The 21,815-nt window shown below is 52.8% G+C and carries 32 protein-coding genes and 2 pseudogenes; 11 read left to right on the top strand and 23 right to left on the bottom strand.

Going from position 1 to position 21,815, the window contains the following annotated elements; translation table 11 throughout:
• Positions 1–603: 603 nt before the first annotated feature.
• Complete coding sequence (locus tag ORD20_RS08620) at positions 604–909, bottom strand: metal-sulfur cluster assembly factor (RefSeq protein ID WP_103374613.1); 306 nt, start codon at positions 907–909, stop codon at positions 604–606.
• A 267-nt stretch (positions 910–1,176) separates the two neighbouring features.
• Between ORD20_RS08620 and ORD20_RS08615 the strand changes: the two genes are divergently transcribed.
• The 5 genes from ORD20_RS08615 to ORD20_RS08595 all read left to right on the top strand — a co-directional run bounded on the left by ORD20_RS08615 (position 1,177) and on the right by ORD20_RS08595 (position 5,523).
• Complete coding sequence (locus tag ORD20_RS08615) at positions 1,177–1,503, top strand: cupin (RefSeq protein ID WP_103374614.1); 327 nt, start codon at positions 1,177–1,179, stop codon at positions 1,501–1,503.
• Between the two features lie 393 nt (positions 1,504–1,896).
• A complete protein-coding gene (locus ORD20_RS08610; RefSeq protein WP_103374615.1) occupies positions 1,897–3,225 on the top strand; it encodes a hypothetical protein in 1,329 nt (442 codons plus the stop codon).
• Positions 3,226–3,841: 616 nt separating this feature from the next.
• On the top strand, positions 3,842–4,075 hold the full coding sequence (locus ORD20_RS08605) for a DUF2249 domain-containing protein (RefSeq protein ID WP_103374616.1): 234 nt from the start codon (positions 3,842–3,844) through the stop codon (positions 4,073–4,075).
• A gap of 393 nt (positions 4,076–4,468) precedes the next feature.
• Positions 4,469–4,690, top strand: coding sequence for a DUF2249 domain-containing protein (locus ORD20_RS08600; RefSeq protein ID WP_103374617.1), 222 nt, complete (start codon positions 4,469–4,471; stop codon positions 4,688–4,690).
• 650 nt (positions 4,691–5,340) lie between these two features.
• Positions 5,341–5,523 carry a hypothetical protein gene (locus tag ORD20_RS08595; RefSeq protein WP_103374618.1) on the top strand — a complete coding sequence of 61 codons (183 nt, stop codon included), beginning with the start codon at positions 5,341–5,343 and terminating at the stop codon, positions 5,521–5,523.
• Positions 5,524–5,774: 251 nt separating this feature from the next.
• Here the strand turns inward: ORD20_RS08595 and ORD20_RS08590 are convergent, their stop codons facing one another.
• Positions 5,775–6,329, bottom strand: a complete 555-nt coding sequence (locus ORD20_RS08590) for a cyclodeaminase/cyclohydrolase family protein (protein WP_158246179.1) — start codon at positions 6,327–6,329, stop codon at positions 5,775–5,777.
• A 549-nt stretch (positions 6,330–6,878) separates the two neighbouring features.
• Here ORD20_RS08590 and ORD20_RS08585 point away from each other — a divergent pair.
• The 3 genes from ORD20_RS08585 to ORD20_RS08575 all read left to right on the top strand — a co-directional run bounded on the left by ORD20_RS08585 (position 6,879) and on the right by ORD20_RS08575 (position 9,207).
• Entirely contained in the window at positions 6,879–7,385 is a 507-nt protein-coding gene (locus ORD20_RS08585) for a DUF2249 domain-containing protein (RefSeq protein ID WP_242968313.1), read from the top strand.
• A gap of 11 nt (positions 7,386–7,396) precedes the next feature.
• The gene (locus tag ORD20_RS08580) at positions 7,397–8,677 is read left to right on the top strand and encodes a hypothetical protein (RefSeq protein ID WP_146038985.1); all 1,281 of its coding nucleotides are present in this window, start codon (positions 7,397–7,399) and stop codon (positions 8,675–8,677) included.
• 155 nt (positions 8,678–8,832) lie between these two features.
• Entirely contained in the window at positions 8,833–9,207 is a 375-nt protein-coding gene (locus ORD20_RS08575; RefSeq protein WP_103374622.1) for a DUF488 domain-containing protein, read from the top strand.
• A gap of 883 nt (positions 9,208–10,090) precedes the next feature.
• On the opposite strand, the pseudogene ORD20_RS08570 reads toward ORD20_RS08575, so the two are convergent.
• A pseudogene (locus tag ORD20_RS08570) lies at positions 10,091–10,564 on the bottom strand (transposase); the annotation flags it as partial.
• 793 nt (positions 10,565–11,357) lie between these two features.
• Between ORD20_RS08570 and ORD20_RS08565 the strand changes: the two are divergent.
• A pseudogene (locus ORD20_RS08565) lies at positions 11,358–11,534 on the top strand (IS110 family transposase); the annotation flags it as partial.
• Between the two features lie 444 nt (positions 11,535–11,978).
• Here the strand turns inward: ORD20_RS08565 and ORD20_RS08560 are convergent.
• The 20 genes from ORD20_RS08560 to ORD20_RS08465 form a co-directional block, all read right to left on the bottom strand.
• Positions 11,979–12,194, bottom strand: a complete 216-nt coding sequence (locus ORD20_RS08560; protein ID WP_103374623.1) for a hypothetical protein — start codon at positions 12,192–12,194, stop codon at positions 11,979–11,981.
• Positions 12,195–12,463: 269 nt separating this feature from the next.
• Positions 12,464–13,024 (bottom strand): hypothetical protein, encoded by a 561-nt coding sequence (locus ORD20_RS08555; RefSeq protein ID WP_430626097.1) that lies wholly within the window; start codon positions 13,022–13,024, stop codon positions 12,464–12,466.
• On the bottom strand, positions 13,021–13,218 hold the full coding sequence (locus tag ORD20_RS08550; protein WP_103374628.1) for a hypothetical protein: 198 nt from the start codon (positions 13,216–13,218) through the stop codon (positions 13,021–13,023). Before ORD20_RS08550 ends, ORD20_RS08555 begins: the two co-directional genes overlap by 4 nt.
• A gap of 12 nt (positions 13,219–13,230) precedes the next feature.
• Positions 13,231–13,659: a hypothetical protein gene (locus tag ORD20_RS08545; RefSeq protein ID WP_103374629.1), complete on the bottom strand. Its 429-nt coding sequence runs from the start codon at positions 13,657–13,659 to the stop codon at positions 13,231–13,233.
• A gap of 9 nt (positions 13,660–13,668) precedes the next feature.
• Positions 13,669–13,995, bottom strand: a complete 327-nt coding sequence (locus ORD20_RS08540; RefSeq protein ID WP_103374630.1) for a hypothetical protein — start codon at positions 13,993–13,995, stop codon at positions 13,669–13,671.
• Positions 13,995–14,465 carry a hypothetical protein gene (locus ORD20_RS08535; protein WP_103374631.1) on the bottom strand — a complete coding sequence of 157 codons (471 nt, stop codon included), beginning with the start codon at positions 14,463–14,465 and terminating at the stop codon, positions 13,995–13,997. The genes ORD20_RS08540 and ORD20_RS08535 overlap by 1 nt, the downstream gene beginning before the upstream one ends.
• Positions 14,465–15,088: a lytic transglycosylase gene (locus ORD20_RS08530; protein ID WP_103374632.1), complete on the bottom strand. Its 624-nt coding sequence runs from the start codon at positions 15,086–15,088 to the stop codon at positions 14,465–14,467. The genes ORD20_RS08535 and ORD20_RS08530 overlap by 1 nt, the downstream gene beginning before the upstream one ends.
• 12 nt (positions 15,089–15,100) lie before the next feature.
• Complete coding sequence (locus ORD20_RS08525; RefSeq protein WP_103374633.1) at positions 15,101–15,625, bottom strand: hypothetical protein; 525 nt, start codon at positions 15,623–15,625, stop codon at positions 15,101–15,103.
• Complete coding sequence (locus ORD20_RS08520; protein WP_158246180.1) at positions 15,618–16,067, bottom strand: phage holin family protein; 450 nt, start codon at positions 16,065–16,067, stop codon at positions 15,618–15,620. The genes ORD20_RS08525 and ORD20_RS08520 overlap by 8 nt, the downstream gene beginning before the upstream one ends.
• A complete protein-coding gene (locus tag ORD20_RS08515) occupies positions 16,064–16,294 on the bottom strand; it encodes a hypothetical protein (RefSeq protein WP_103374635.1) in 231 nt (76 codons plus the stop codon). The genes ORD20_RS08520 and ORD20_RS08515 overlap by 4 nt, the downstream gene beginning before the upstream one ends.
• Complete coding sequence (locus ORD20_RS08510) at positions 16,291–16,668, bottom strand: hypothetical protein (RefSeq protein ID WP_430626096.1); 378 nt, start codon at positions 16,666–16,668, stop codon at positions 16,291–16,293. Before ORD20_RS08510 ends, ORD20_RS08515 begins: the two co-directional genes overlap by 4 nt.
• A gap of 2 nt (positions 16,669–16,670) precedes the next feature.
• Positions 16,671–16,796: a hypothetical protein gene (locus tag ORD20_RS08505; RefSeq protein WP_255398093.1), complete on the bottom strand. Its 126-nt coding sequence runs from the start codon at positions 16,794–16,796 to the stop codon at positions 16,671–16,673.
• Between the two features lie 390 nt (positions 16,797–17,186).
• Positions 17,187–17,387, bottom strand: coding sequence for a hypothetical protein (locus tag ORD20_RS08500; RefSeq protein WP_103374638.1), 201 nt, complete (start codon positions 17,385–17,387; stop codon positions 17,187–17,189).
• 5 nt (positions 17,388–17,392) lie between these two features.
• Positions 17,393–17,848 (bottom strand): hypothetical protein, encoded by a 456-nt coding sequence (locus ORD20_RS08495; RefSeq protein WP_103374639.1) that lies wholly within the window; start codon positions 17,846–17,848, stop codon positions 17,393–17,395.
• A complete protein-coding gene (locus tag ORD20_RS08490) occupies positions 17,838–18,458 on the bottom strand; it encodes a hypothetical protein (RefSeq protein ID WP_103374640.1) in 621 nt (206 codons plus the stop codon). Before ORD20_RS08490 ends, ORD20_RS08495 begins: the two co-directional genes overlap by 11 nt.
• Before the next feature lie 263 nt (positions 18,459–18,721).
• Positions 18,722–19,054: a hypothetical protein gene (locus ORD20_RS08485; protein WP_103374642.1), complete on the bottom strand. Its 333-nt coding sequence runs from the start codon at positions 19,052–19,054 to the stop codon at positions 18,722–18,724.
• Positions 19,035–19,214 (bottom strand): hypothetical protein, encoded by a 180-nt coding sequence (locus ORD20_RS08480; protein WP_103374643.1) that lies wholly within the window; start codon positions 19,212–19,214, stop codon positions 19,035–19,037. Before ORD20_RS08480 ends, ORD20_RS08485 begins: the two co-directional genes overlap by 20 nt.
• A complete protein-coding gene (locus tag ORD20_RS08475; RefSeq protein ID WP_430626095.1) occupies positions 19,211–19,966 on the bottom strand; it encodes a hypothetical protein in 756 nt (251 codons plus the stop codon). The genes ORD20_RS08480 and ORD20_RS08475 overlap by 4 nt, the downstream gene beginning before the upstream one ends.
• Complete coding sequence (locus ORD20_RS08470; RefSeq protein ID WP_103374646.1) at positions 19,963–20,175, bottom strand: hypothetical protein; 213 nt, start codon at positions 20,173–20,175, stop codon at positions 19,963–19,965. The genes ORD20_RS08475 and ORD20_RS08470 overlap by 4 nt, the downstream gene beginning before the upstream one ends.
• The gene (locus ORD20_RS08465; protein ID WP_103374647.1) at positions 20,172–20,486 is read right to left on the bottom strand and encodes a hypothetical protein; all 315 of its coding nucleotides are present in this window, start codon (positions 20,484–20,486) and stop codon (positions 20,172–20,174) included. The genes ORD20_RS08470 and ORD20_RS08465 overlap by 4 nt, the downstream gene beginning before the upstream one ends.
• A 244-nt stretch (positions 20,487–20,730) precedes the next feature.
• Between ORD20_RS08465 and ORD20_RS08460 the strand changes: the two genes are divergently transcribed.
• Positions 20,731–21,159 carry a hypothetical protein gene (locus ORD20_RS08460; protein ID WP_430626094.1) on the top strand — a complete coding sequence of 143 codons (429 nt, stop codon included), beginning with the start codon at positions 20,731–20,733 and terminating at the stop codon, positions 21,157–21,159.
• Position 21,160: 1 nt separating this feature from the next.
• A complete protein-coding gene (locus ORD20_RS08455) occupies positions 21,161–21,553 on the top strand; it encodes a hypothetical protein (protein WP_103374650.1) in 393 nt (130 codons plus the stop codon).
• Positions 21,554–21,815 lie beyond the last annotated feature (262 nt).

The following is a 21,815-nucleotide window of genomic DNA, read 5'->3' as shown; positions in this document are numbered from 1 at the left end:
CGTGCGCTAAGGTCATGAAGAATGTTATTGAGCGACATGAACGAGAACGTTGATGCGGATTATGGGCTAGCCAGTGGAGTTCGTGTTCTCATGATTTCATCGCTTCAGACAGTGTCGCTTTCGTATAGCACTGCATACAGGAAGAGCTGATGGCTCTATGATGTGCCAAGATTCAATGATGGCGTTATCGTAATAAATTCCCTTGTAACCGATGTAAGCGGTCACCGTAGTGGCCTATGGCTCCCTCTGTCCGAGTAATGGAGGACACCAGCGGGTGGCCAATTCACATTAGCGCCTTTCAGCGTCTCTTTGCCATTTGGTTAATTACTATATTTTTTGTCCTTGCTGGAGGTCAAGATGGCGCACATCGTGGTCGAGGTTGGTGCGGCTTTTAGCATTTTTTCCGTAGGTGAGATGCTGATATCACCAGCGGAATATACGCTTTCGGAAAGCATTACGGATGGGACGTTTTGTGGGCACGACAACCACTGTGGCACAAGCCTTTCGGGCCGTGTTGGTGGGATAAACCGCTGTTCCACCGGAGGATGTTTAATGAGCTCAGCATTCCTGTTGGGGTGACGGCGGTCATTTCTTCTCCTTATGCTAAGCCAAGCCGAAGTACCGCTTGGCGTCATCGGACATCATAGCCGGATCCCATGCGGGAGACCAAACCACCGTTACGTGGGCATCCTTCACTCCATCGATGTCGAGTAATCGGTGCTGTGTGCCTTCCTGAATGTAATTGCTGGCCGGGCATCCCGGAGTCGTCATAGTCATGACCACGTCAACTTGGCCATTTTGAATAGTAATGCCGTAGATAAGTCCTAAATCAACAATATTGTACCCCAGTTCAGGGTCGATAACATCTCTCAGAGCGTCTGTAACCATTTCTTCCGTTAACTCTGGCATAATCGAAAGACTCCTTCCGGTGTTGTTCTTTTAACCTTGCCCACGTTTATTATCTCTTAGCCCAACCGGATTCAGTGTGATCTAGATCACGCTTAACCGCGTGTTGGCATTTTAGGAATGCGTTACAGAAGGAGTTGCACGATAGAAACCAACTGTGATGATGGTCACACTGGACTGTGGGTCTATCAGCTACGCTAGACATGAACGTGATAGGGTTTGGATGGATTCGGGCAGGGTGGTAGCCATTTCCGTCGGGGAGGTGTACTGATGATCAGGAGCATTGACGATCGCGACCTATATGATAGGGGCCATGTGGTCGTGAAGCATATCTATGATGAAGACCACGCAGCTATTGTATGGTTTGGATTTACGCAGGGCCAAATGCTAAAGGGCCATGTCACAACCAGTATTGCCATCATCGAAGTATTGAGAGGACGTATTCACCTAAACGCGGCAAACCAACAAATATTGATGCGTGGTCAGATGGTGAAGCTCCCACCGAATGAACATCATGCTATAACCGCATTGGAAGAGTCGCTAGTCCCACCCGTTTTGATTCCGCATCCACGGTATCACAGCTTAGCAAACGTCTAGGCACGGATAACCGCATGAAGGGGAGCATTCTAAGGAGAGATGATCATGGCTCATGTGTCATTACCCGCCGATGTGTTGCGGTAAAAGACCAAAGTTGCGTTGAAGTGTATCCGGTGGATTGCATTGATCCGAGTTCCGAGTTGGATGGCCGAGAAGCCTACGACGCCGCACCTCAGCTTTATATTGATCGCGGGTGTGTATTGACTACGGGGCATGCGTCTGACGTATGACCGGCGGAAGCAATATTTTATCTCGATGATATGCCAGACGAGTATCGAGAGGATATCGAGGCGAATCGGCAATTTTACTTAACTTGGACGCCAAAATAAGGCCTCAGAGGACTTGAGAAGCGTGTATCCCTTTAGCGTAGAGTGATTGGAAAGGAGAAAGGCAGTGCGTGGCGTACGATTATCTCGTTGGAGTATGACTTACTTTACCGTGGCTGTGATCTGTTTGATCTTGGCGCAAGGGGTATGGGCTTCGGGTGATGCCCAACCTCTTCAAAATATCGGGTCGGCTTGGGTGTTGGTGAGTGTGCACCTTACGACAATCGGATTTTTAACCATTCTGATGATAGGCGCGTTGCATCAATTTGTGCCGGTGTTGACGGAAACCGAACTAGTGAGCCAGACGTGGTCTGGGATTACACTGGCGTTTCTCACACTAGGACTGGTAGGGATGGTGGCAGGATTTCTCGCGATACCCGGTCAAGTACCGGGAGGGGTATTGCCGAACCTTCCATGGCTCTTGCCGAGTGGCGGCACATTGGTGGTATTAGGTGTCATCGTCGCTCTTTTGAACTTAGGCCTCACCCTAAAGCGGGCGTGGCCGTGGACACTGCCAGCATGGCTCGTGGCAACGGGCTTGGGGTATCTTCTGCTTACGGTGTTAGCGGGGTTAACGTTTGCGGTGTCATTTGCGGATCCGAAATTATTTCCCGCTTCATGGCTAGTGGTTATGGGAGGACGCGGCCTTGCGGCCCATGTCATCGGCGGCGTCGGAGGTTGGCTTACGCTTACAGCAATGGGCGTATCCTATAAACTCCTATCCATGTTCACTCTTTCCAACGAGCACCGCGGTGCGGCGGGTTGGATCGGGTATATCGCAACAGCATTAGGCATTTTAGGGGTATGGTGGGGACGCTGGATGGGTGCCAATCAATGGCCTACTGTTGCTTGGATTGTCATGTTGATGGGACTCTCATTTTATCTTTGGGATATGCGCGTGCTGTATCAACAACGTAAGCGGCGCCAGTTGGAACTCAATAGTCGTTATGTAACGATCGCGTTGACCTATTTAGGTGTCGTAATCATTGCAGCTACTGTTGTGCAGGTCAGCGGCTCGTTAAGGCGTATTGACATCGCGCTGACGTATTTGGCTCTTTATGGATGGTTGGGGGGCCTAGCACTCACGCAACTGTATAAAATTATTCCTTTTCTAACATGGCTCAATCATTACGGAACCCACATGGGGAAAGGACGGGTCCCTCGAGTACAGGACTTAGTTAATGAACGGCGTGACCGCTATGGATATGTCATTTACTTTATGGCGGTATTATTGGGCAGTGTGTGGTTGGCAGTTGGATGGTTTAATGGGTTTAGAGTGGTCGCCGCCATAACTTGTCTTGCATCTCTTGATATCGCTCGCGCCTTATATCATGCCGCCCACCCCAAGATGGAAACTGGAAACGACGCTCAAAGTCCGATACCACAACGGCGATGACTATAAATTCTGCGGTCGAGATGATAATCGGGACATAGGAGGGCAATGGATGGCTTACGTGGTGCGACTGCCGAGTAAATCAAATAAGTGAGCTTATTATCACAGAGCTCAACGAGTCACAAGGAGATGCGCGGGTCCATGAAGCAGATAGGGATGATTGGACGATCGCGGGGCGTTGGTTGTCAGACCAGGGCGTAAGCACGCGGCCCACGAGGCGAAGGGTCACCAACTTTTACACAAGCAAGATGCAGACCTAGCTTCGAATTTGGTAGCCCGAGCCTATCTTTGGCGACGTCGATATGATTGACCGTTACAGCGATTTACAGGTGTAACCCACCGACGCGCCGTGTGGGCTCACTCATCGCATTGGCGAGACGCGATGGTCATGCAACAATTTGCACCAATGAGCACCCTTTAGGTTTGGGAAAAGGGTGCTCATTGGTGCATTCCTCGAAAATTAAGCTGTGGCTGCAGAGATCTACTAGCAGGGTTTCATCGATAAGTTACCTTGGTCTAGAAAAATGGCTCGGACTGTGACCGTTATCACATCAAGTCGTCACAAAGGCTAATAAAATGTTTGATGATACAAGATTAACATTATATAGGAGGGAATATAATGCTTGAACCCGTCATCATTATTAATGCACCACTTTTGCCGCCGCCCGTTAGACATCAAACAATTCTCGCAGCGTTCGATGCCCTGCCGCAAGGATTTTCCGCGTTGTTGATTAATGACCACGATCCCAAGCCACTGCTTTATCAGTTGGAAGCGGAGCAACCAGGAGCTTTCGAAGCGGATTATCAGGAATCAGGGCCAATACGGTTCTCGATTCTCTTAACTCGAAAGTAAAATATTTGAGGCTAGCCTGGTCGATTATGGTCGATCGACTTATCAATCGACGCGTATCCTCCATTCATGGCGGTTGGGACTTGAGATTTGCCATTCATGAGGGCGTGTATCATTGTGACCAATCTCGTACGTATTTCACATTTAGCATGGTCGAGTACAAATAGCCCTTGCAACCGTGGCCAGATCACTGCTAGATGGGCATATGCGACGCGGTTCTTTGTCTCCGCGCGCTTCTCGGATTTGTGAGGGAGGGCCTGCAGAGGCGATACAGGCTTGTCGCGTAATTGAAGGGGCATCCTTAATGGAATGTAGTGGCAACGTGTCCAACCATTTTTAATTCGGACAATGGGTGGCTTGTTACGACGTTGACTATTCACACTGTAGGAGGGTGAGATGAAAGAATTGGATGTACGGCCGATGCTGAACGCCGGTGTTGACCCTTTTGATGACATTATGGCGTTTGTGGCAGAATTGCGGGCGGGCGAAGGCTTTCGGCTTTGGGCGACTTTTCGACCGAACCCGTTGTTAAATGTACTCGCCCATAGGGGTTACGAGGGGCAAGCTAGGGAGATAAGTGATGGTAATTGGGCCATCGACTTTACGCCGACAACTTGAAGACCTTTGGCCTTTGCCCCTGTCATCATGATTAATTGGTGGTATCAAGAGTAATGAGACGTTAATGGCTGCCGCGATGGACTGAGAAGGTTCCCTTGGTTTTTGCCTATCTGTGGTTATGGTGGTGCCTGATGTGGTTGACGTATATTTTTTTACAGTACGGTCCACGACCAGGCCCGTTAGGACCGAGTAAAGGTTTTTACCATAAACACATTATGGAATTCGTCGTTCAGGTCACCGCCGAACGGTCATAGGTAGCGTGCGGTGAAGGGGAACCACCCATTTTGCCCAATAGTGCACTCCTGACAAAAGGTGCAAAAGCAGGCGGCACGAGTTTTCGTCGACGTATCGATCGACAATCCTCGTAATAATGCGGAAAGTTTGGTGCTTATGGACCTTCCCACACTAAACGAGCATTGCAACGGCGTAAATACGTCCAAGCATCAATGGTCCAAACCATGAAAGTATAATAGATTGACATGGACTGTGGTATTGTGTCCTTTAAAAAGAGTGGCCGAAGACTAAAGACACCCTACTCAACACACCGTCATAAACATCAGGCACTTCATGGCGACGTCCCGAGTCTGCGAACAGGATTCGTAGCGATATGTTAAGTTCATCTAGAGACCAATGGGAAAGGAGTAGACACCGTGGCAATCCAAGTAGGAGACCACGTCACTGATCCTCGGCAACCTACCGGGCGTCGCAATGGGCGTGTGATCCGCATTCGTCGAAATCCGGCCTGTCTCATGCGGGCCGTGGTCGTTAAATGGGATGACACCGGTACTGAAGAAGAACTCGAAGAAATTGAATTCGGTCCACTAGAAGATTAGGAAGGAATTAGATATTCGCTGAGCAACTAAATTCTCTGGTCAAAAGGGGTATTCGGGGTGAGATGGTAGTTTTTCCTGGATGGATCGACAAACCGCATACGTCTTGCTCGACGGACGCTATCGATCGGTTACGACTGCCATCCACCGCGCCGTTCTCGCCTTATATTCCTGATGCCGTCAAAACTTGAGAAAGCTTCTCTCGGCAATGGAATGGGCCAGACCGGTGGTTATTCAGCGCGCGAGCACGGCAACTAAATAGATTCACGGAGGGTGCATTGTTGGACCCATGTATCAATAGAGCAACGCAGCCGCTCTAGCTGATTTTCTTGTTGGGCTACAATATCGGGGATAGCCGATCCCACGGCACCTAAATTAGATTGCATATTGATCCATGCGCTAAATGCCCCAGAGTAATAGAGTTGAGCCGCAACCAATAAGTCGGGCCGCATCACAGGCTTCACACGTGGTAATAAATCACCGACCACATAAGCTCCTTCAATGCACAGCGTAAGAATGGCCGATGATACCGCTAAGGACGCCTTAAGACTTTTTGGCAAGGCTTGCGGGTTGGCACGGTCATTTTGCAACTGGCGGTAGCCTTGCATGTCCCGTTCAGCAAGAATCAGGAATTGTTCAGGGTCATCCAGTGTATCGGGATAGTCGAGCTGTGAAATTGCCGCTATTTTGCTCGTTAAAGCTGTGGCCACGGCAGCAGCCACGGCTCCGGCACTGCCACCAGCCCATGCAGGGCTAGGAAATGCGGTTCGCTGGAGGAATTCCTCGACAGTCCAATCTTTTAATGCCACCAGTTAGGCCCCCCACACTCAAATCCAGTCTTTTCTTTTTTCGTAGTAACGCCCGCCTCAAAGGTTGGTAATGTGATAATGTACGCCAGTGGGTGGGAGGCTCCATTCCCGGCCCTCGGCTCCCTCCGATTAACAATGTTATTGTACTACGAACCAGTGCGTCACAATGTGAGCCTTATCACACTCGGCATGACAAGCCGTTAAGCTGGAATGCGCATCGACTCACCATACATTGCTGGACAAATGCAATCGTGATTCCCGAAAAATGTCAAGATGTGAAGGCGTAAAGGTGGTGGGAAATCAAGGGGTTGTCAAAAGCAACCCTTACAACAGATTTGAGATCGATTACCGCGAGTTGGGCCAGGATGTGGTCTCGTCGTGCGCAGTGAGCTTTGCGCAGTCATCACCTTATCCGGAGATATTCGTGTATTTCAGTGAATGAGGGCCCTTAGTGTTATCCCCTCTGTGATCAATATCACGATAACAGGCAGGGAAAACTCTAAACTAGTCTTAATGGCAGTGCGAAAGTCATAATAAGCAAGGAGGTCCATGATGGAACCTGTGGTGGTGGAAGTGAAAAGCATCCTCAAACAGGGTTTATCCTTGTTTAGTCATATGATGCAGACGGTGAATGCACTCAAACCAGGACAGACGCTCATTGTCAAATCAACTTTTCAGCCCCGTCCTCTTATTTCACAGATGCGGCGACGAGGCTATACAGTCACTCAGGAGAAGATCGGAAGGATGCTAGTGACCACATTTACGGCCGGGCAAGACGTTGGTCAGAACCCATCCCAAGAAGGTCGGTCCTCATCCGAGCCTGTGGTTATTCAAGGTGCTGAGACATTTCTTGATAACCGGGAGTTGGTGCCGCCCGAGCCAATGCAGCGGACACTGGCAAAACTAGAAGAGTTGCCCGACGGATCGGTGCTGGTGATCCACAACGATCGTGTTCCTGTGTTTTTGCTGTCGGAGCTGGATGATCAAGGGTACCCATATGAAACCCAGGCTCTAGACGATGGCTCGGCCATTGTGCGTATTTTAAAGACCCACTAAAGGCGGGCTCGATGATGTTTACTCACCATGCACGACTGACAGTGGGCCGTGTCTATACCGATAGGACAACCGCCTTAGGGGTTCCTTTACTGTTCTGGGGAACCGGAGTCTTGGGAATTCTCGTAGGCCTGTGGCGTTTGGCTCGAGAGAGCAGACGTCTTGTTCACGGTCAGGTAGGGACTGGTTCGGTTATTGCCGTCGTACATCTCTTTACGCTTGCTGGCTTTACGATGGTAATGATGGGGGCGCTGTACCAATTGACGTCGGTGTTGTTGAACTGTGACCCGGTACCCGCTTGGCGCGCTTGGGTCCAATGGGCTTTCTATGTGGCCGGGGTTGCGTGTTTTGTGACGGGCATGGCCGGTAATCACTTTATCTGGATTGTTGCAGGCGGTGTCGGATTGGTCGTCGGTATTGGAGCTTTTCTGGCGAACATGGCGGGACGATTTCGCCGGCGGACGACATGGAACATTACCACCCTCTATGTGACGAGTGGAGAGGTCTATTTAGCTCTGGTGGTTATTTGGGGGGCGCTTTTGGTGTGGGGGTATGTGGGGGGACCGGATATGGATGCCCAGATCCCTGTGCACCTGACCTTGGCCTTGGGGGGATGGTTTGGTTTTATTGTTGCCGGGGCGAGTCTTCGGTTGTGGGCGATGTTTGGCCCAAGACATCGCGAACCACGCTATTGGCTGGTAACATGGCTTAGTGGTAATATTGCCATCTTTGGCTTGATTCTTGGGCATCTCGTGAACAACCGTGTTCTGGTGGGAATCGGATGGGTGGTGCAGATCGGTGCGGTCGGCGGATACATTGCTGATGTCGTGCGTGCTGGGCTTTTTGATCGGAAACTGGTGAAGCAACCCGTCCTATTCACGGCAGTTCCGGCTATGGCCTTTCTCGTGATTTTTGAAGGTATGGGAACAGTGGCGGTGATAACGGGCAACAACTTTTGGTGGATTGGGGCATTACTAGCATACAGTCTAGGCTGGGTGGGCCTGAACTTTATCATGTTTAGTCAGAAACTCATCCCGTTTCTCGTCTGGCTCCATCGCTACGCCCATGTTCACAATCGCGGCAAAATGCCTCGACTCGATGATATTTGGCGACCGTGGTGGGCTTATCCGCTGGGGATTATGGCGACATTGGGTGTAGGCGGAGTGGTGTTGGGCGCTTTGCTCGGAGTAAGCCGCGTGATTAACTGGGGCTCATGGGCCGAGGCACTGGCTTGGATCGGGTGGATCGTTGCTGGTGTCCTTGCGGTAGCAGGCCCTCATCGACGTCCGCAATAAGGGGAAAAGGAAGGGGAAGCAGTCTCAGTCGGATTCCCTGGTCCCGGTCGTGGCAGTTATTCGCATCCGTCGGACGCTGTGGTTTGGAGGTCTTTCTCGCTCAGGAGGCCCGACGCTAGTAAACTTTCTGGTACGAGGATAAGGGAGGGGCGTGTGTGAATTCGATAGGTGTGGCAAGGATTGGAACAGTCGAGGCCGGTAAGGGTCACCGCATCTTAGTAGACCGGTTGTGGCCGCGGGGGATCCGCAAAACCGATGTCCTTTGGGAAACCTGGCTCAAGGATCTTGCGCCGAGTACTCGCCTGCGACAAGGGTACGGGCACAATCCTGCGCGCTATGCGGCTTTTCGGGAACAGTATTGGAAAGAACTGACAGAACTCATAGGATCTCCCGGCTGGGAGACATTACTGACGCTGTGGCAGACGAACCCCATTGTCCTTGTCACGGCGAGCCGCGATGTGGACCACAGTCAGGCACCCATTCTCCGTGACTTCCTTCAAACCATGGGAGATAGATCGAGGGTCGACTGATGAAGAAAAGAATGTTAATCTCAATTAAGATCCCAGCGAATTGAGATACTCTTTTCTAAGAGGCCAATATGATGGTCGATTGGTATTTGGATTGACATAAAACTACCTATCGCTCACATGCTACGCCTAAAGCTCGAATGCTTCGTGGGCGACCTCCTTTGTGATCCGAAGCCCCATAATTCCAAGCAGCGTATGATGATCTGGTCATAGGTAAAAATCAAATGGCTCTCGTTATGTCGGAGAACGATAATCCCGGGTTGGTGCTTGAGCAGGCATCACGAGGCACTAAAAGCCGACTGTAGTGCCGTTTTAATGATTTTCACCATCCATGTCTTGCTGGTTCACCCGTGTCGCAATAACACTTGACGAGGATCCAGGCACGCATGCTGCTACTAGTCCACCGAACCAAGCCCAAGTAGTGAAAAGCGTATAAAGTTTGTCACGGTTATCGTGCTCCTTTGGTGTTATGCGACAAACTCAACTGCGTTTCAACGCCATAGGCCGTATTATTTGACCACCAATCACTGGGCCTACCGACATCCAAAGCTGCATACCTTCATGGCGGTTCTGGTGCGTGCGAAGAAATAACAGCAACCCTCTAGTGTTTCGGGCTTGGGCTCCTAAATCTATAAGTCTTACAACACTATAATACGCATCTTATAGGTCTGCGGTATCTATCATCCGCGGACGATAGCCTCCATTTAGTTTTTTTCAAGCCTTGGAGAAAGAATTAGCGTCGTAGGTAAAGGCTGCGTTTATTATCCTAAGTAGCAACAAAAGTTCTGTTACAACGTGTGACTAGTAGAGTTATTAAGGTGTAGACGGGGAAATATCGGTCAAGTCCTAATTTGTGTGTAAAAACGTTCCCTTGGTTTGGGAGTCGTTATGCGACGGACGTATCTCCCGCGGGTGGCACCTCTGCCGCCGCTTGCGACTGGTTTGCGTGCCAATACGGTTCGAGGTTCAGGTACCGCGGGCCCGTGGTCCATGCTTCATGCTGCTCGAGCAACAGCGCGCCTAAGAGGCGGATCGCCGACTCCCGGTGTGGAAAAATCCGAATCACCCGTTCGCGGCGCCGGATCTCGGCGTTGAGCCGCTCGACGCCATTCGTGGTGCGTAACCGCTGGCGCAGCGCCTCGGGGAGTTGCAAGACCGCCAGCGCCTCCTCGAGTCCGTCCTCCCCAATCGCCACCGCGCGGGGCGCGCGCTCGGCAAAGTCCTGGAGGAGTTTGGTCCCCAAGGTGTCGACGGTGGCCCGGTCGGGGGCTTCGAAGAGCGTACGGAGACGTCTATGGAGTTCGCTCTGCACCGCCTTCGGCGCGGCGTCCAGGACGTTGCGGGTCAGGTGCGTTTGACAGCCGAGCCTTGTGGAATCGAAGTTGGCCTTCAAGAACCGTTAAACGGCTCGTCACGCAGGAGTTTTGTGAAGGGGGGCGTCCATGATTATCGATATTGGCTCCGATGGTAATTCTACCGCCGAAGCTAAGGGATTGTTGCTAGATAGTCGTTATATCAGAAAAGATGATAGACTTTTCACTTCTGTCCCGCAGCGGAGTTTATAAAGCCGAATTTAACGGTATCGGAAATTGGGGTGGGTACATTCCATCCGTGTATTTTCTGGGAACAAAAAGTACAAAGGTTTATGCAGTAGACCTGGATGAACGTATAGTCCCGTTGCTTAGTACTCAACCTACAATTATCCCCTTATAGTGGCCAACTTTGCTGACCTTGCACGTTGGATCTGTGAGCCCTTAGATGCTGCATATTGTATTTCAGCGGTCGAGCATATGGACGTCACCGATATTATTTCTGGATTTAATGCTTTGCGGCACCTTCTTCGTCCGGGAGCTCTATTCATTTTGACGCTACGGCAGCCTTGAGGAGCGTCATTGCGGCCGTATGCCTGAGTACGTGCGGTGTCACCTGTTTGCTTTTTAGGGAAGGTTAGGGAAGGAGCCTGTTCTATCGCGTGTTGCATGAGTGCCACGCCACATTCCACGGCATCGGAACTGAGCCGGGGCTGTCCCAAAAGGCACAAATTAACGAGGTCAATCGCGTCGACAAAACGTTGCCGGATCAACAAAAACCGTCTTTTTGGTAAGATCTTCTAAAGGAGACGCCTATTCCCCGACTTCGGGGCATCCAAGGAGAAGCCCGTGCTCAACTTGTTGGAGGCGTATCCCTTTGAGGCCGTGATGGTCGTCAATCCCCAGCACATTGAGGGCATGCCCGGGCGGAAGACCGACGTGCAGGACTCGCGGAGAATTGCCGGGTTGCTCCGGATTGGCGCGTTGAAGGCCGGCTATATTCCGCCGCGTCCGCAGCGGGTGTATATGGCCAAATAGAAAATGGCTCTTCCGTACTTTTGCTGGACGGCAGGAATTTGCTATTTTATGGAGAATAAGGGACATGCCTCAACCCGGAAAGCGTCCTGTAGAAATGTGATTTCGGCGGACATCAACAGCTTCTATTGTAACTAGTTAACATAATATCTCTTATCGGACACAGCCCTTGCCTAATATTATACAGTTTTTCTCCGAACCATGGCGAATATTGGACGGCATTCCATTCATAACCGTTTAGAATGCTTAATATTCCTTTTAGTTATTTGCCTTCGATCTTCGGACTGTGTACCATAATTTTGAAATTTGTTAGGAGGTTGATTGTATGACCCGCACAGTGGGGCTGATTCTTGGCGGCGTGGGTGTCATTGTCGTCGGCGCGTGGACGCTATCGAGTTTACGTCCGGCATCCCGACCAGTGTCGTCGGCTTATTCCCGTCCTACTCCGGCTCGGCGTCCGTCCTCTTCCATGCCGTCGTTGCCATCCTTTCCGTCGTCTTCCAGTCCGTCTTCGGCGTCGCCGTCTCCATCGCCTAGCGCCTCTGGAACTTCTTCGGTTTCGTCGGGTTCTTCGCCTTCTAGTGCCGTTCCTGTAGCGTCCTCGGTGTCTGCCTCCACGCCGATGGAGACCGTCGATATGGGCACATTTGGTACTGTTTCTCTGCCTGCTTCATGGAATCCGACACCCAATGTCTCCACCAGCCCAGACGGTAGCGTGGGCTATTTTTGGAGTTCCGGATCTGATGCCTTTACGTTTCGCTACTTCGAACCGTATGGCGCGAATCATAATGCGACCCTCCAAAGCGACCCATTTGACCCATCCCTATCTCTTCCGACCGGCACGGCGGTGACCAGTCATCCTGCTGCCGATGAATGGAACTTTCAAGGCAACGGGCTAACCGGCGCTATCTTTACTACGCGGTGTAATTTGACGGAATGCTGGACGCTTGATTCCGAATACCGGTTTCGACTTCTTCGAGTAAGTGATCGCTCCCGTTCCCCATGGACGGCATCGTGGTGCTCGTGGTTCCATTCCCGGTATAACTGCCGGTTGTGTTCTTCTCCTGTGCATCAATTGCCGCGAACTGGTCGACCATGAACTGGGGAACCTTCGTGACCGGCGTTCCATCGGCGGCCACGGTATCTATGCGCACTGTGGCCCCGTTGCTGGCCTGATACGTCGCCACGCCATTTGAAACTTTTTTGGGATAGGCATACTGGCTGGACGTGACGATTTTCTGGTATGGGTCTTGCGGCTTGGACGTGAGTTGGGACGTACTTCCCGTTTGCGTGGACGTGGCGACGGTGCTATTGGCCGCCAGTGCTCCCGTGGTATCGGGCGTGCTGGTTTCGCTGGCCGTGCTGTTCACACTGGACAGAAAGGTTGGGACGGCATTCGTTGCTCCCTTCGCGGCCATGCTTCGCCAAATGAGGAAAAGCACAAGGGCGATCAGAATCCATCCTATGGTTGTCATCGCTTTTTTCCCCTTTTCCGCTTGCGGGCGCGTTCTGCCTTCCGTTCCATGCCGCGGACGCCGTATTTGCGATCTCCGACTTTGGCCGCGGTTTCCCGGCCTATTTTGAGGGCTTCGCTCGCGCTGTAGCCCTTCGCCCGGTACTCGGCAGCTATCTTCATAGCTAGCCGCTTAAATGCGCTGGTTTCGGCCATTTTGTTGCCCCCTTATGAGAACAATTCCACGACTGCCACCGTCAGATCTCCCGACGTGGGCGCAGTAGCCCCTATTGCCACTTCCACAATTAGCGAATCAAAATGGGCGGCTAATACCTGGGCGTCTGTCATCTCCGATGTGTATTGTCCGTAGCCGCTGGCCGCTATACCGCCGCTGTCTTCGTAACTTTGGCCGCCTGCTGTGTTGTTGAGAGCGTCATACGTGCTGTCAAACGGGATAAACGTCACGCTCTCAAAAGCCTCATTGGTGGAGTTTTCCACAATAAAGCTTCTGGCACGTGCCGACCTGTTTAATACTCCTACCATGACCAGTTGATAGGTTGAGGACGCCGTGAGGTCGGTATACGACGCACTCCCAATTTGTTTCGGCGGCGATGCCACCGCTTGGGACCCAACTGGGAACAACGTTATGTCGCTCATACTCTCCTCCTATATGGCCGTGTTATCTTCGCGAATCCCGCCGATGTAACAATTCACCGCGTCGGCGCTATACACACTGACCTGCATGAAGTTCAATCCGGCTGTCATGCCGGTATGCGGCGGCAATACAATATCGTAGTTGGTGGCACTTGCGTCTTGACCGCCAAATTTGACGTTCATCGGGACGGTCCCTTCGTTATAGATCACTATGCGGTTCACCGGCGCGGTAAATGTTAGCGTGGTGGCCTCTCCTGCGGTGGTCGTGAAATAGGAGTTGTTCGGGTCCATGGTATTGTACCCGCGCCACATCATCGCGGGTTCAAGGATACCTGCCATTAGGTTGTCACCCCTTCATTCGGATTGGCCGGATACGAATTTGCCGCCGCGACCGCCTTTTTCCATGCCTTCGATTCGCCCTGATAGTTCGGGTTCACCAGCAACGTATACCATTCGGTCGTCAGTTCGATATACCGAAACGCGACCGCAAGACTGGAACTCGTGTTGTTGTTGATCACCGCCCGAAATGCCGCGGTGTCCGTGGCCAAAAAAGCGCCCGCAATGGGTCCATTTTGCGCCCGTAATGTGACGCCGCTCCCGATGTTGGGACCGTAGATCTGAATCGAGTTGTTCACGTCCGCAGGTTCCATATCCACTTCATACACAATCCAGACGTAGTTCGCGGGCGCTTCCAGTTCGACGGTCTGCGTGTTCGCGGTCGGATAGTTGCTTGAAATAGGCACAAACGCATCAGTCTCATAAATCCGCGCGTGCCCTTTGAGCACTAATTCCTGAATAAAGGGACCCACTAGACGTTCACCTCCTCCCCGGGATAGATGAGATTCGGATTCCGCAGTTGTGGGTTGAGTTTTTCGATTTGCGCCAAGGTCAGACCGTGACTGAGGGCAATATCGTACAGGTTATTGCCTTCCTGCACGCGGTACTTTGCGCTACTGCTACTACTTTTTGTCCCGGCTTTCCGGTAGTACTGTCCCGTCGACGGATTCGTCGCGTAGTCTCCGTTATTGCTGGTTTTCGGGGCGCTGGTGGTCACACTGTGGCCGCTGGGAATGGTGATCTGCTGGCCCACGTCAATCAGATTGGGATTGCTAATTTGCGGGTTGGCCGCTTCGAGTGCGGCTAGTGAGACGCCCGTGGCCGCCGCAATCCCGGATAGGGTATCCCCGCTTTGCACGGTGTACGTACTGCCGCCACTATACGTTTTCGTTTTGGTTGTTGCGGTGGTTGTTGCGGGCGCATTGTTTGCGGTCCCGGTGTAGTTCGTGGCGCTGGCGGTGTTCGTTGTCGCTGGGGTCCCCGTAATGTCGCCGATCCACTTGGTCAAGCTGCCGTTCTTCCAGAGCTCATACAGAAGGATTGCCGCCGCAATGAGAATAATCCCTCCGATGAGGTTGTTTTGATTCTTTGCCACGTCAAACCCTCCCTATAAGCCGAGCCATTTGGCGAGTCCTGAAACTTTTTTGCCCACCCATTTCCCGGCATCTTCAATATCGTGGGTCACCGGCAATTTCAAGACGGCTTCCGTGCCGGTCGCAATGCCTTGCAACGCACTCCCGGCCAAGTCTTCCGGGGCACTTCCCGCGGCGGCTCCTAGGATGCCTTCCCACGTCGTCGGGATGGTAACGCCGCCTTTAATTCCTGCCGTCAGGTCGTTGGCATTGGCATTGGCTAAGTCTTTTCCGCTAATTTTCGTCGTACTGTGAGACCGCGACACGTCGTAGGCTCCTTGAGCCGCATTTTTGGCGACGGTGACGGATAGCTTCCCGATTTGCTTGCTCGTGGAATCGGCCAGTGACGCGATCTGCCCTTCGACGTTTTTCAGCGCGGTCCCTACATCCGTGATAAGTGAGGACGTATAGGGCGCGGTCGTGCTCGCTGAGGACGACAGTCCGCGCCAGAGAAAAAAGAGAACGACCGCCGCAATGAGCACCACAATGAGATCATCCATGGGTCTCCCCTTCTTTCGTGTCGCTCGTGGTGTCTGTCGGTGTGGTCGACGCGTTCGGGATGTGGAGAACGCGTTCCAGATTGGCCAGCGTGGGCAGATAGTCCTTAATTAGCTCCACGAGTGTTTCCGTCGTGCTCCCCGTCTTCCCGCGGACATGCTCCAGTACGCTCGTCGCCTCCGTGATGATGCCTAGCCAGAGGGCAATGGGCACGACCACGCGCAAAGACGGCTCCACAATGCTGAGCAATGCCACGAGCACGGGTAACCCGATTTCATCCAATGTCTTCGAGAGGGTCCGGCGAAATGCCGCGCTGGAAAAGCGCTTCGTCAGCAACGCTTTCCCCGTTCCTACCACAAAATCAAGCGCAATCAAGCCTAGTAACGTCCAAAATTCTGCCGCGTCTGCCTTCACCACCGCCAACACCTGCCCGAGATAGTTCACAGTTTCATCACCACCCAGACGGCGACGACCAATAGCACGAGACCCACGAGTGGGCTGTCAAAGGCATTCGTGCTTTTGGCCTGAGCCGCCTTTTTCACGCTCTTTTCGCTATCCAATGGTGAGACGGCGGGCGGCAGGGAAAGCAGGCTGGCCAGCGTGACGTTTTTCCCTCCGGCTAGGGATAACGTTTGTGCGGCTTCTGCGCCATACAGCGCTTCGAGATTCATCCTGCTTCCCCCCTTAGCTTAGTGGTGATAAGGTTTCGATGATCGATCGACCGTGTTGGCTCCTGCGGTGCCCTCGCTCCCATCCCCATCTGGCTGTTATCCGCATAGCCCGGACGCATAATCCGGCCCATGAGTTCTGCCGAATAGCCGTCTTCTGAGAGCGGAAACAGGTTCCCATTCACATTTAACCGGGCATTCCGAATGAGCGACCAGGGCGCGCGCCATCCTTGGGTCCCGGCGGTTGTCCCGGAGTTCGTGAGCGTCCCATAAAACCTGATCCAGATTCGTGAAAGATAGCCGGTGCGTGGAATGAGCACGTTCGTCTGTCCTTCCGCATAGGAAAAGGACTGGACCTGCCGCATGACTTGCCGCATGGTTAGACCCCCTCCACCGCGCTCGAAATGCCGGGAATATTGATCATCTTGAAAATCCACTTCATCAGCCAGATAAATACGAACGCAATCAAGCCGACCTTTACCATGTCGCCTACCGTGAATTTCATCTGCTGTCTCTCCTTCGTTTTGGACGTTCTGCCCGGCCCAGTTTCAATATTTGTGCCGTGCCTTCGCCCTTACGATAGAACAGCCACGTAAATTTCGGCCACGTCTGACTGCTGAACTCGTCATATCCCCGGACAAAGCCCACGCTTCGCCCAGAATGTTTCCCGCATCTACTGGGTCCATGTCGCCCGGCGACCGCCAGATTACGCGGGCGAATCGGAGTAAATCCCGCGGATTTTCTGTGATGTGGAAGTTCGGCAGCTGGACTTCGTGTTTCGGGTCATGAATGATTGCGCTGGGCATGTTCTTCACATAGCCCAGCGCCAAGGTACTTTTCCCGCTCCCGTTCTCACCGATGATTGTCACTTTTTCATACGGTGAAATTTTGGGCCTCATACTTCAAACACGTCCTGCAATGTTTTCACAATCCGACGCACGACGGCTTTCACTTTATGGGCCTCGGCATCCGGCACGCTTTTTAACTGCGGTATCACCACGTTTTTGAGGACGGCATCCACCATGGGATGCATGGATTCACCTTCGAGTTCTTTTTCCAGTCGGTCGAATTTTTCCTTGAGCGTGTTGTTTTTCATCTTTTTTATCCCCCTAGTTTGTTTTCTCCGTATATCCAGTCTCCGGACTGTTTCGGGTCCCTTTTGTTCTCTGCAACCTCGGCCGGTTTCTCAATGTGGGCTTTCCGCGCTTCCGCAAGTTGTTTATCCCATGCCAGCCGCTTGCTGATCATAGCGCCATGTCCCAGCACCACGGTCACAATCGCCACATGCTGGGGCGCCACGTCTTTCAACACCGGCGTCATGTTGAACACGTCCGCCGTGGGTCCCACCAGTGGTCCGCCCTCTGTCTCGTTCCATGCCCAATGGGGACCTTTGAGGCTGGCCATCATGCCATACAGCCCTTTCAGAAGAACCTCCATCACCTCCGGGGTCCAGCCGCCCGCGCTGGGAACCGTTCCCGTCGCGGCAACCGGCTCGGTTTCCTCCATCAGCACGGGCGTTCCGGCCTCCACTTCCAACACCGGCATCTCAGAATCCAATGTTATCGCCACCCTCCCACAAGAGTGCTAAGATGATACCCCCCATGACAGCTAAGCCCACGGCCTGTTTGGTGGTGGTGATTTTGCCCGGCGCAAAGTCTTTCAAGTCAAAGAGGTTCGCGAGTTCTGAGAGGCCGTTCGAGAGCGAGAGACCAGACGCGGCAGACGCCTGCAACTCGGATGCCGGAACCGGGGCGAGTTCGTGATAAATCTGCTCTATGGTGGACGCGTAGGACGGCGAACCGCCCGACCACACTGAGAGTTCTTGTCGCCCTTCTTGCGAAAAGAACTGCCCGGCATCGCCGTTCCGCAGGGCGGCGACCAGGGTTCCATAGCTTGGGGATGTTTGGGTCAGCGTATTTATGGTTGCTTGCGCTCCGGTTGCCCAGTCCGGATAGCACTGGACCCCGACGTTGTTGATTGCTTTGCTTCCCGGCATCTTCCACGTCGTGTTCATCGGGTTGTGGCATTGAAAGGTTGCGTTCCATCCATTTTCGAGTCCCATCCATGCTACGAGCAGGTTGATGTTCGTGGCCGTGGGCGTGGCATTGAGCCCATTCAAAATCGCTTTGGCCGCGGTGTAATAAGCCGGTGACGGCGTGATACTCATGCTTTTCCCCCCTTAAAACTCCCACTCCCAGATCTTTTTTTTGTGCTCCGGCGCGGTTTCGGCGTTTGTTTCGGGTTTCTCCGCTACCTTTTTTCGTGTGCGTCCGGGCGTTAGGTTCTGGGCACGTCCCGGAAACTTATCTAGCGGGTATTTTTTTCCTTGCGTGCCTTCGCCGGTTGCGGTCCATCTGTAGCCGCATCCGTAGCACACCGCGACCAGGGCGGTTGGCTTCTGGTAGTGAGTACGTCCACATTGTGGGCACGCTACATTTGGCACTGCGGTTTCTCCTTCCGTCTATTTTTTCTTGTCGCCCAGTTAGCGATTTCTTGAAACTCTTCCCATGTGAGGTCGGGGACTTCTAACCTAGCCACTTTATACGCATTTAACTGGATTTCCTGTAAGACCGATTCCTTAGACTTGCCGTCTTTTCCTCCCGCATAGGATATCTTCAGAGCTTGCCAAAAGGACTTCCACCCTACTTTGGTCAACCACCACGGGCGAAGAAGTAGCATACGGGCATGAGAAACATACGGTTTCTGAGTGAATTGCTCATCGGTTATCACTGTCGTAGCGGCATCAATTTTTTTCTTCTCCATTCATGTCCTCACTTTCTACATTTTCGAGTTCGACATAGTGAAGAGACCCGTCTAACAGTTCGGTGAGCACTTCATGAGACCAGCCCTTCAGATACGCCTCCACGAAACCGCCACGCGCTTTCCACTCACACACGCGGCATTTGGCTAAGGTTTTGGTCATTTGGCCTCCTTTTCGGGCGGTTTCAACCGCAGACGGCACGGTTCGCAATTCAAGTCGAAATGGTCCGCGGTCCCGTGTTCGGTCTGCGTCACGTAGCGTCCTTTCTCCCAGCCGGCGACCGGCGCGGCAATCGCCGATAGCACGCCTACCAAAAGCCACTCCCACGCATATTCTACCGGCGACTGTGCCCAGTATCTGCGGAACTTGGCTTTGGTCTCGGACACAATCACATTGCGCCATCGTTGTTCCTCGGACTGGGGACGGCCATGCGTTCGGCCTATGTCCTTGCGGTCTAGAGCATTGTTCCGGTACTTTTGCGTCGTGATTTCACCGTCCAGTGTGACTACCCGTTGGCGTGCGGCTATTCCTTTAACGGGTCCGAAGGTTTGCGAATCGCCTAATATTTCGTAGTCCCATTGGTTCGTTTTGGGGTTCCACGTGCGACGCACGTGTCGCCCTTCGGTGGGTTCGTGTTTCATATATGCGCGAGCACGGACACACCCTCTTTCCCTTTCGACGCGTGTTACTTCCAGTCCGTACAGACCCAGGGAGTGCTCGACCAGTCGCACATTGACGACACGCACGTCGCCTACGCCTCTCAGCAGGTCTTCGGCCACGTCTCCCCGCGCAAAAACGACAAGTGGATCATGGTGCGCGCGGACCAGTGTCCCGGTCCACGTATCATCGATCCTGAACCCGTCCAATAGATGCCAGCCTTGCGCTCCGATTTTCACCTTCCACATTTGTTTCATCGTTCTTCTCCGTCCAAGTTTAGTGCTTTGTTTAGCTGGGCCTGACTTGCGTCAATGACTGACCGGACAAGTGTATTGAACGGTATTACGAACTGTTGGTAGGCTACCCGCGTATAGTAGGGGTCGACAATTTCTATTGTCACGGTCGCCTGTTGCCCAATTTCTCCCTCAATCGACATGTTGTTGACTGTTATGCGTGCTTGGTTCACTGTCCGTCCTCCTCTCGAATGGTTACTTCTCGACGCTTTGCATAAACCGCTGCGATCGACCGACCGAATAACATCTCGGTCTGTCCCGTTGTTAGTGTGTGCGGCGTCCAATGACGCAAAATCAAGAGTTCTTTCGTGGTCCATGCCCGATGCCGTCGAACGCCCAGTCGCGTTAAGCGGCACTGAACCGCGACCGCGGTCCTACGCAAGTTCTTTCCGATTTCGTGAGCGGTGTGGCCGCGTTCGTACCACTCGGCGGCTAGCTGGTCCTCGATCGGTGTCCAGCGTCGGCGGTGTCGTGTGATGATCATATTGGTTCCCCCCTGACACGAGATCCACGGGCTTATGCATCACGGCTTGTTGCATCCCGGCCACGAATACGCGAGCGATAAACACGGCTTCGAAATAGCAATCCCAGCACAACTCCCCCGGCATCCCGATCCCGTGACATTCGGCTCCACAAACCACACAGTGATACGGTGAGTAGTTGCTCCTTCTGTTTCGTCGTCTGTGCCTTCTCCATCGCCGTCTGTGACCGCTTCGGGCGTCCAGTGGGTGAATGTCCCGTTAATGCTGGATGGCACTGCGTTCGGGTCGGCCTCGTTGCCCTCCTCATGGAACGCAACACCGCGAGTGATCGATGGCGGAGGGTCCGGCGCGACGCTCGTTTGGTCTTCGCCGTCCGGGGCTAATTCGCTTAATGTGCAGGTTTCTTCCGCATATGGCTCTAATCATAATGTCCTGAACGGCGGTAACGCATTTGATCCGGCCTTGGCCTTACCTCAGTCAGGGTGCTCCATTAGCGCAAACGAAGGTGCTGTGTATCCCTTTACGTGTTCAGGCTTTCAAGGTTTTGTGGACACCAACCCCGCGGTTAGCGGGGCGGTGACGGTATGGACGGTTGGCCCCAATGGATCTGAGCTTTCGTATATTCTCAATTCGATCCAATTGTCCTCATCCGCTCTTGCTTCGGAGGGCCAATAGCATGCGGCGATTATGGTGGGTCCCGTTTGTGGTTATCGGCGCGGTATGGTGGCTATGGCCCGTTCCTCACTCAGATCAGCAACCGCGTTCCAAGGTTTCACTTGCCTCCTTAGTGGCCCGTGAACAGTTTATTATGCGGTATGCATCACCGGAAGACCAACGTCTGTGGGTGCAGTCTGGGCGGCCGCCCATTCGTTTCTCTCCCAGCGATGATATTTTGTACTTTACGCCGCGTCCTTCTGGTCCTAATGGTAATATTCCTCTCATCCTGCGGTGGCCGCGTTCCGCAGCCGATCAGCACATTTTGACTCGGTTGGTCGGATCTCCGGCTTTGGTTACGGCTAACGGCCACGTGATCCCCGTGGATTGGGATTTTCATGCTGTGACGCCATAGCCATTGGCGTTGTCGTGTGCTATGCAGTCGAAATCACGAACCGTTATATGATCTGTCAAGTGTGTTCTTTTGGATTTGCATTGAGGATGTTACCGTGTCTCGTTCACGGTCGCGAGACGCTCATGCCTGACCCCAATTAACCGTTGAGCCCAGTCTTTTCAGAAACGTTCACCTAATAGGCAAGACACTTCGCGTTCTTCTAGCGGCGTAATGCATGTAAGCTAAGGAGACGATCTGCTTTGATGCTCCATACGCGTCTTCA

This window comes from Sulfobacillus thermotolerans (genome assembly GCF_039623705.1).
Classification (GTDB): domain Bacteria; phylum Bacillota; class Sulfobacillia; order Sulfobacillales; family Sulfobacillaceae; genus Sulfobacillus; species Sulfobacillus thermotolerans.
Note: the sequence above shows the minus strand (reverse complement) of the source record. Positions and strands in the feature narration are given on the sequence as shown.

What these genes read in the sequence shown, in the direction of transcription:
- ORD20_RS08620 (WP_103374613.1), bottom strand. Translation starts at nt 909, where the DNA reads ATGCCAGAGTTAACGGAAGAAATGGTTACAGACGCTCTGAGAGATGTT.
- ORD20_RS08615 (WP_103374614.1), top strand. Translation starts at nt 1,177, where the DNA reads ATGATCAGGAGCATTGACGATCGCGACCTATATGATAGGGGCCATGTG.
- ORD20_RS08605 (WP_103374616.1), top strand. Translation starts at nt 3,842, where the DNA reads ATGCTTGAACCCGTCATCATTATTAATGCACCACTTTTGCCGCCGCCC.
- ORD20_RS08600 (WP_103374617.1), top strand. Translation starts at nt 4,469, where the DNA reads ATGAAAGAATTGGATGTACGGCCGATGCTGAACGCCGGTGTTGACCCT.
- ORD20_RS08585 (WP_242968313.1), top strand. Translation starts at nt 6,879, where the DNA reads ATGATGGAACCTGTGGTGGTGGAAGTGAAAAGCATCCTCAAACAGGGT.
- ORD20_RS08580 (WP_146038985.1), top strand. Translation starts at nt 7,397, where the DNA reads ATGATGTTTACTCACCATGCACGACTGACAGTGGGCCGTGTCTATACC.
- ORD20_RS08555 (WP_430626097.1), bottom strand. Translation starts at nt 13,024, where the DNA reads ATGACAACCATAGGATGGATTCTGATCGCCCTTGTGCTTTTCCTCATT.
- ORD20_RS08550 (WP_103374628.1), bottom strand. Translation starts at nt 13,218, where the DNA reads ATGGCCGAAACCAGCGCATTTAAGCGGCTAGCTATGAAGATAGCTGCC.
- ORD20_RS08545 (WP_103374629.1), bottom strand. Translation starts at nt 13,659, where the DNA reads ATGAGCGACATAACGTTGTTCCCAGTTGGGTCCCAAGCGGTGGCATCG.
- ORD20_RS08540 (WP_103374630.1), bottom strand. Translation starts at nt 13,995, where the DNA reads ATGGCAGGTATCCTTGAACCCGCGATGATGTGGCGCGGGTACAATACC.
- ORD20_RS08525 (WP_103374633.1), bottom strand. Translation starts at nt 15,625, where the DNA reads ATGGATGATCTCATTGTGGTGCTCATTGCGGCGGTCGTTCTCTTTTTT.
- ORD20_RS08515 (WP_103374635.1), bottom strand. Translation starts at nt 16,294, where the DNA reads ATGAATCTCGAAGCGCTGTATGGCGCAGAAGCCGCACAAACGTTATCC.
- ORD20_RS08510 (WP_430626096.1), bottom strand. Translation starts at nt 16,668, where the DNA reads ATGCGGCAAGTCATGCGGCAGGTCCAGTCCTTTTCCTATGCGGAAGGA.
- ORD20_RS08505 (WP_255398093.1), bottom strand. Translation starts at nt 16,796, where the DNA reads ATGAAATTCACGGTAGGCGACATGGTAAAGGTCGGCTTGATTGCGTTC.
- ORD20_RS08500 (WP_103374638.1), bottom strand. Translation starts at nt 17,387, where the DNA reads ATGAAAAACAACACGCTCAAGGAAAAATTCGACCGACTGGAAAAAGAA.
- ORD20_RS08490 (WP_103374640.1), bottom strand. Translation starts at nt 18,458, where the DNA reads ATGAGTATCACGCCGTCACCGGCTTATTACACCGCGGCCAAAGCGATT.
- ORD20_RS08485 (WP_103374642.1), bottom strand. Translation starts at nt 19,054, where the DNA reads ATGGAGAAGAAAAAAATTGATGCCGCTACGACAGTGATAACCGATGAG.
- ORD20_RS08480 (WP_103374643.1), bottom strand. Translation starts at nt 19,214, where the DNA reads ATGACCAAAACCTTAGCCAAATGCCGCGTGTGTGAGTGGAAAGCGCGT.
- ORD20_RS08475 (WP_430626095.1), bottom strand. Translation starts at nt 19,966, where the DNA reads ATGAAACAAATGTGGAAGGTGAAAATCGGAGCGCAAGGCTGGCATCTA.
- ORD20_RS08465 (WP_103374647.1), bottom strand. Translation starts at nt 20,486, where the DNA reads ATGATCATCACACGACACCGCCGACGCTGGACACCGATCGAGGACCAG.
- ORD20_RS08455 (WP_103374650.1), top strand. Translation starts at nt 21,161, where the DNA reads ATGCGGCGATTATGGTGGGTCCCGTTTGTGGTTATCGGCGCGGTATGG.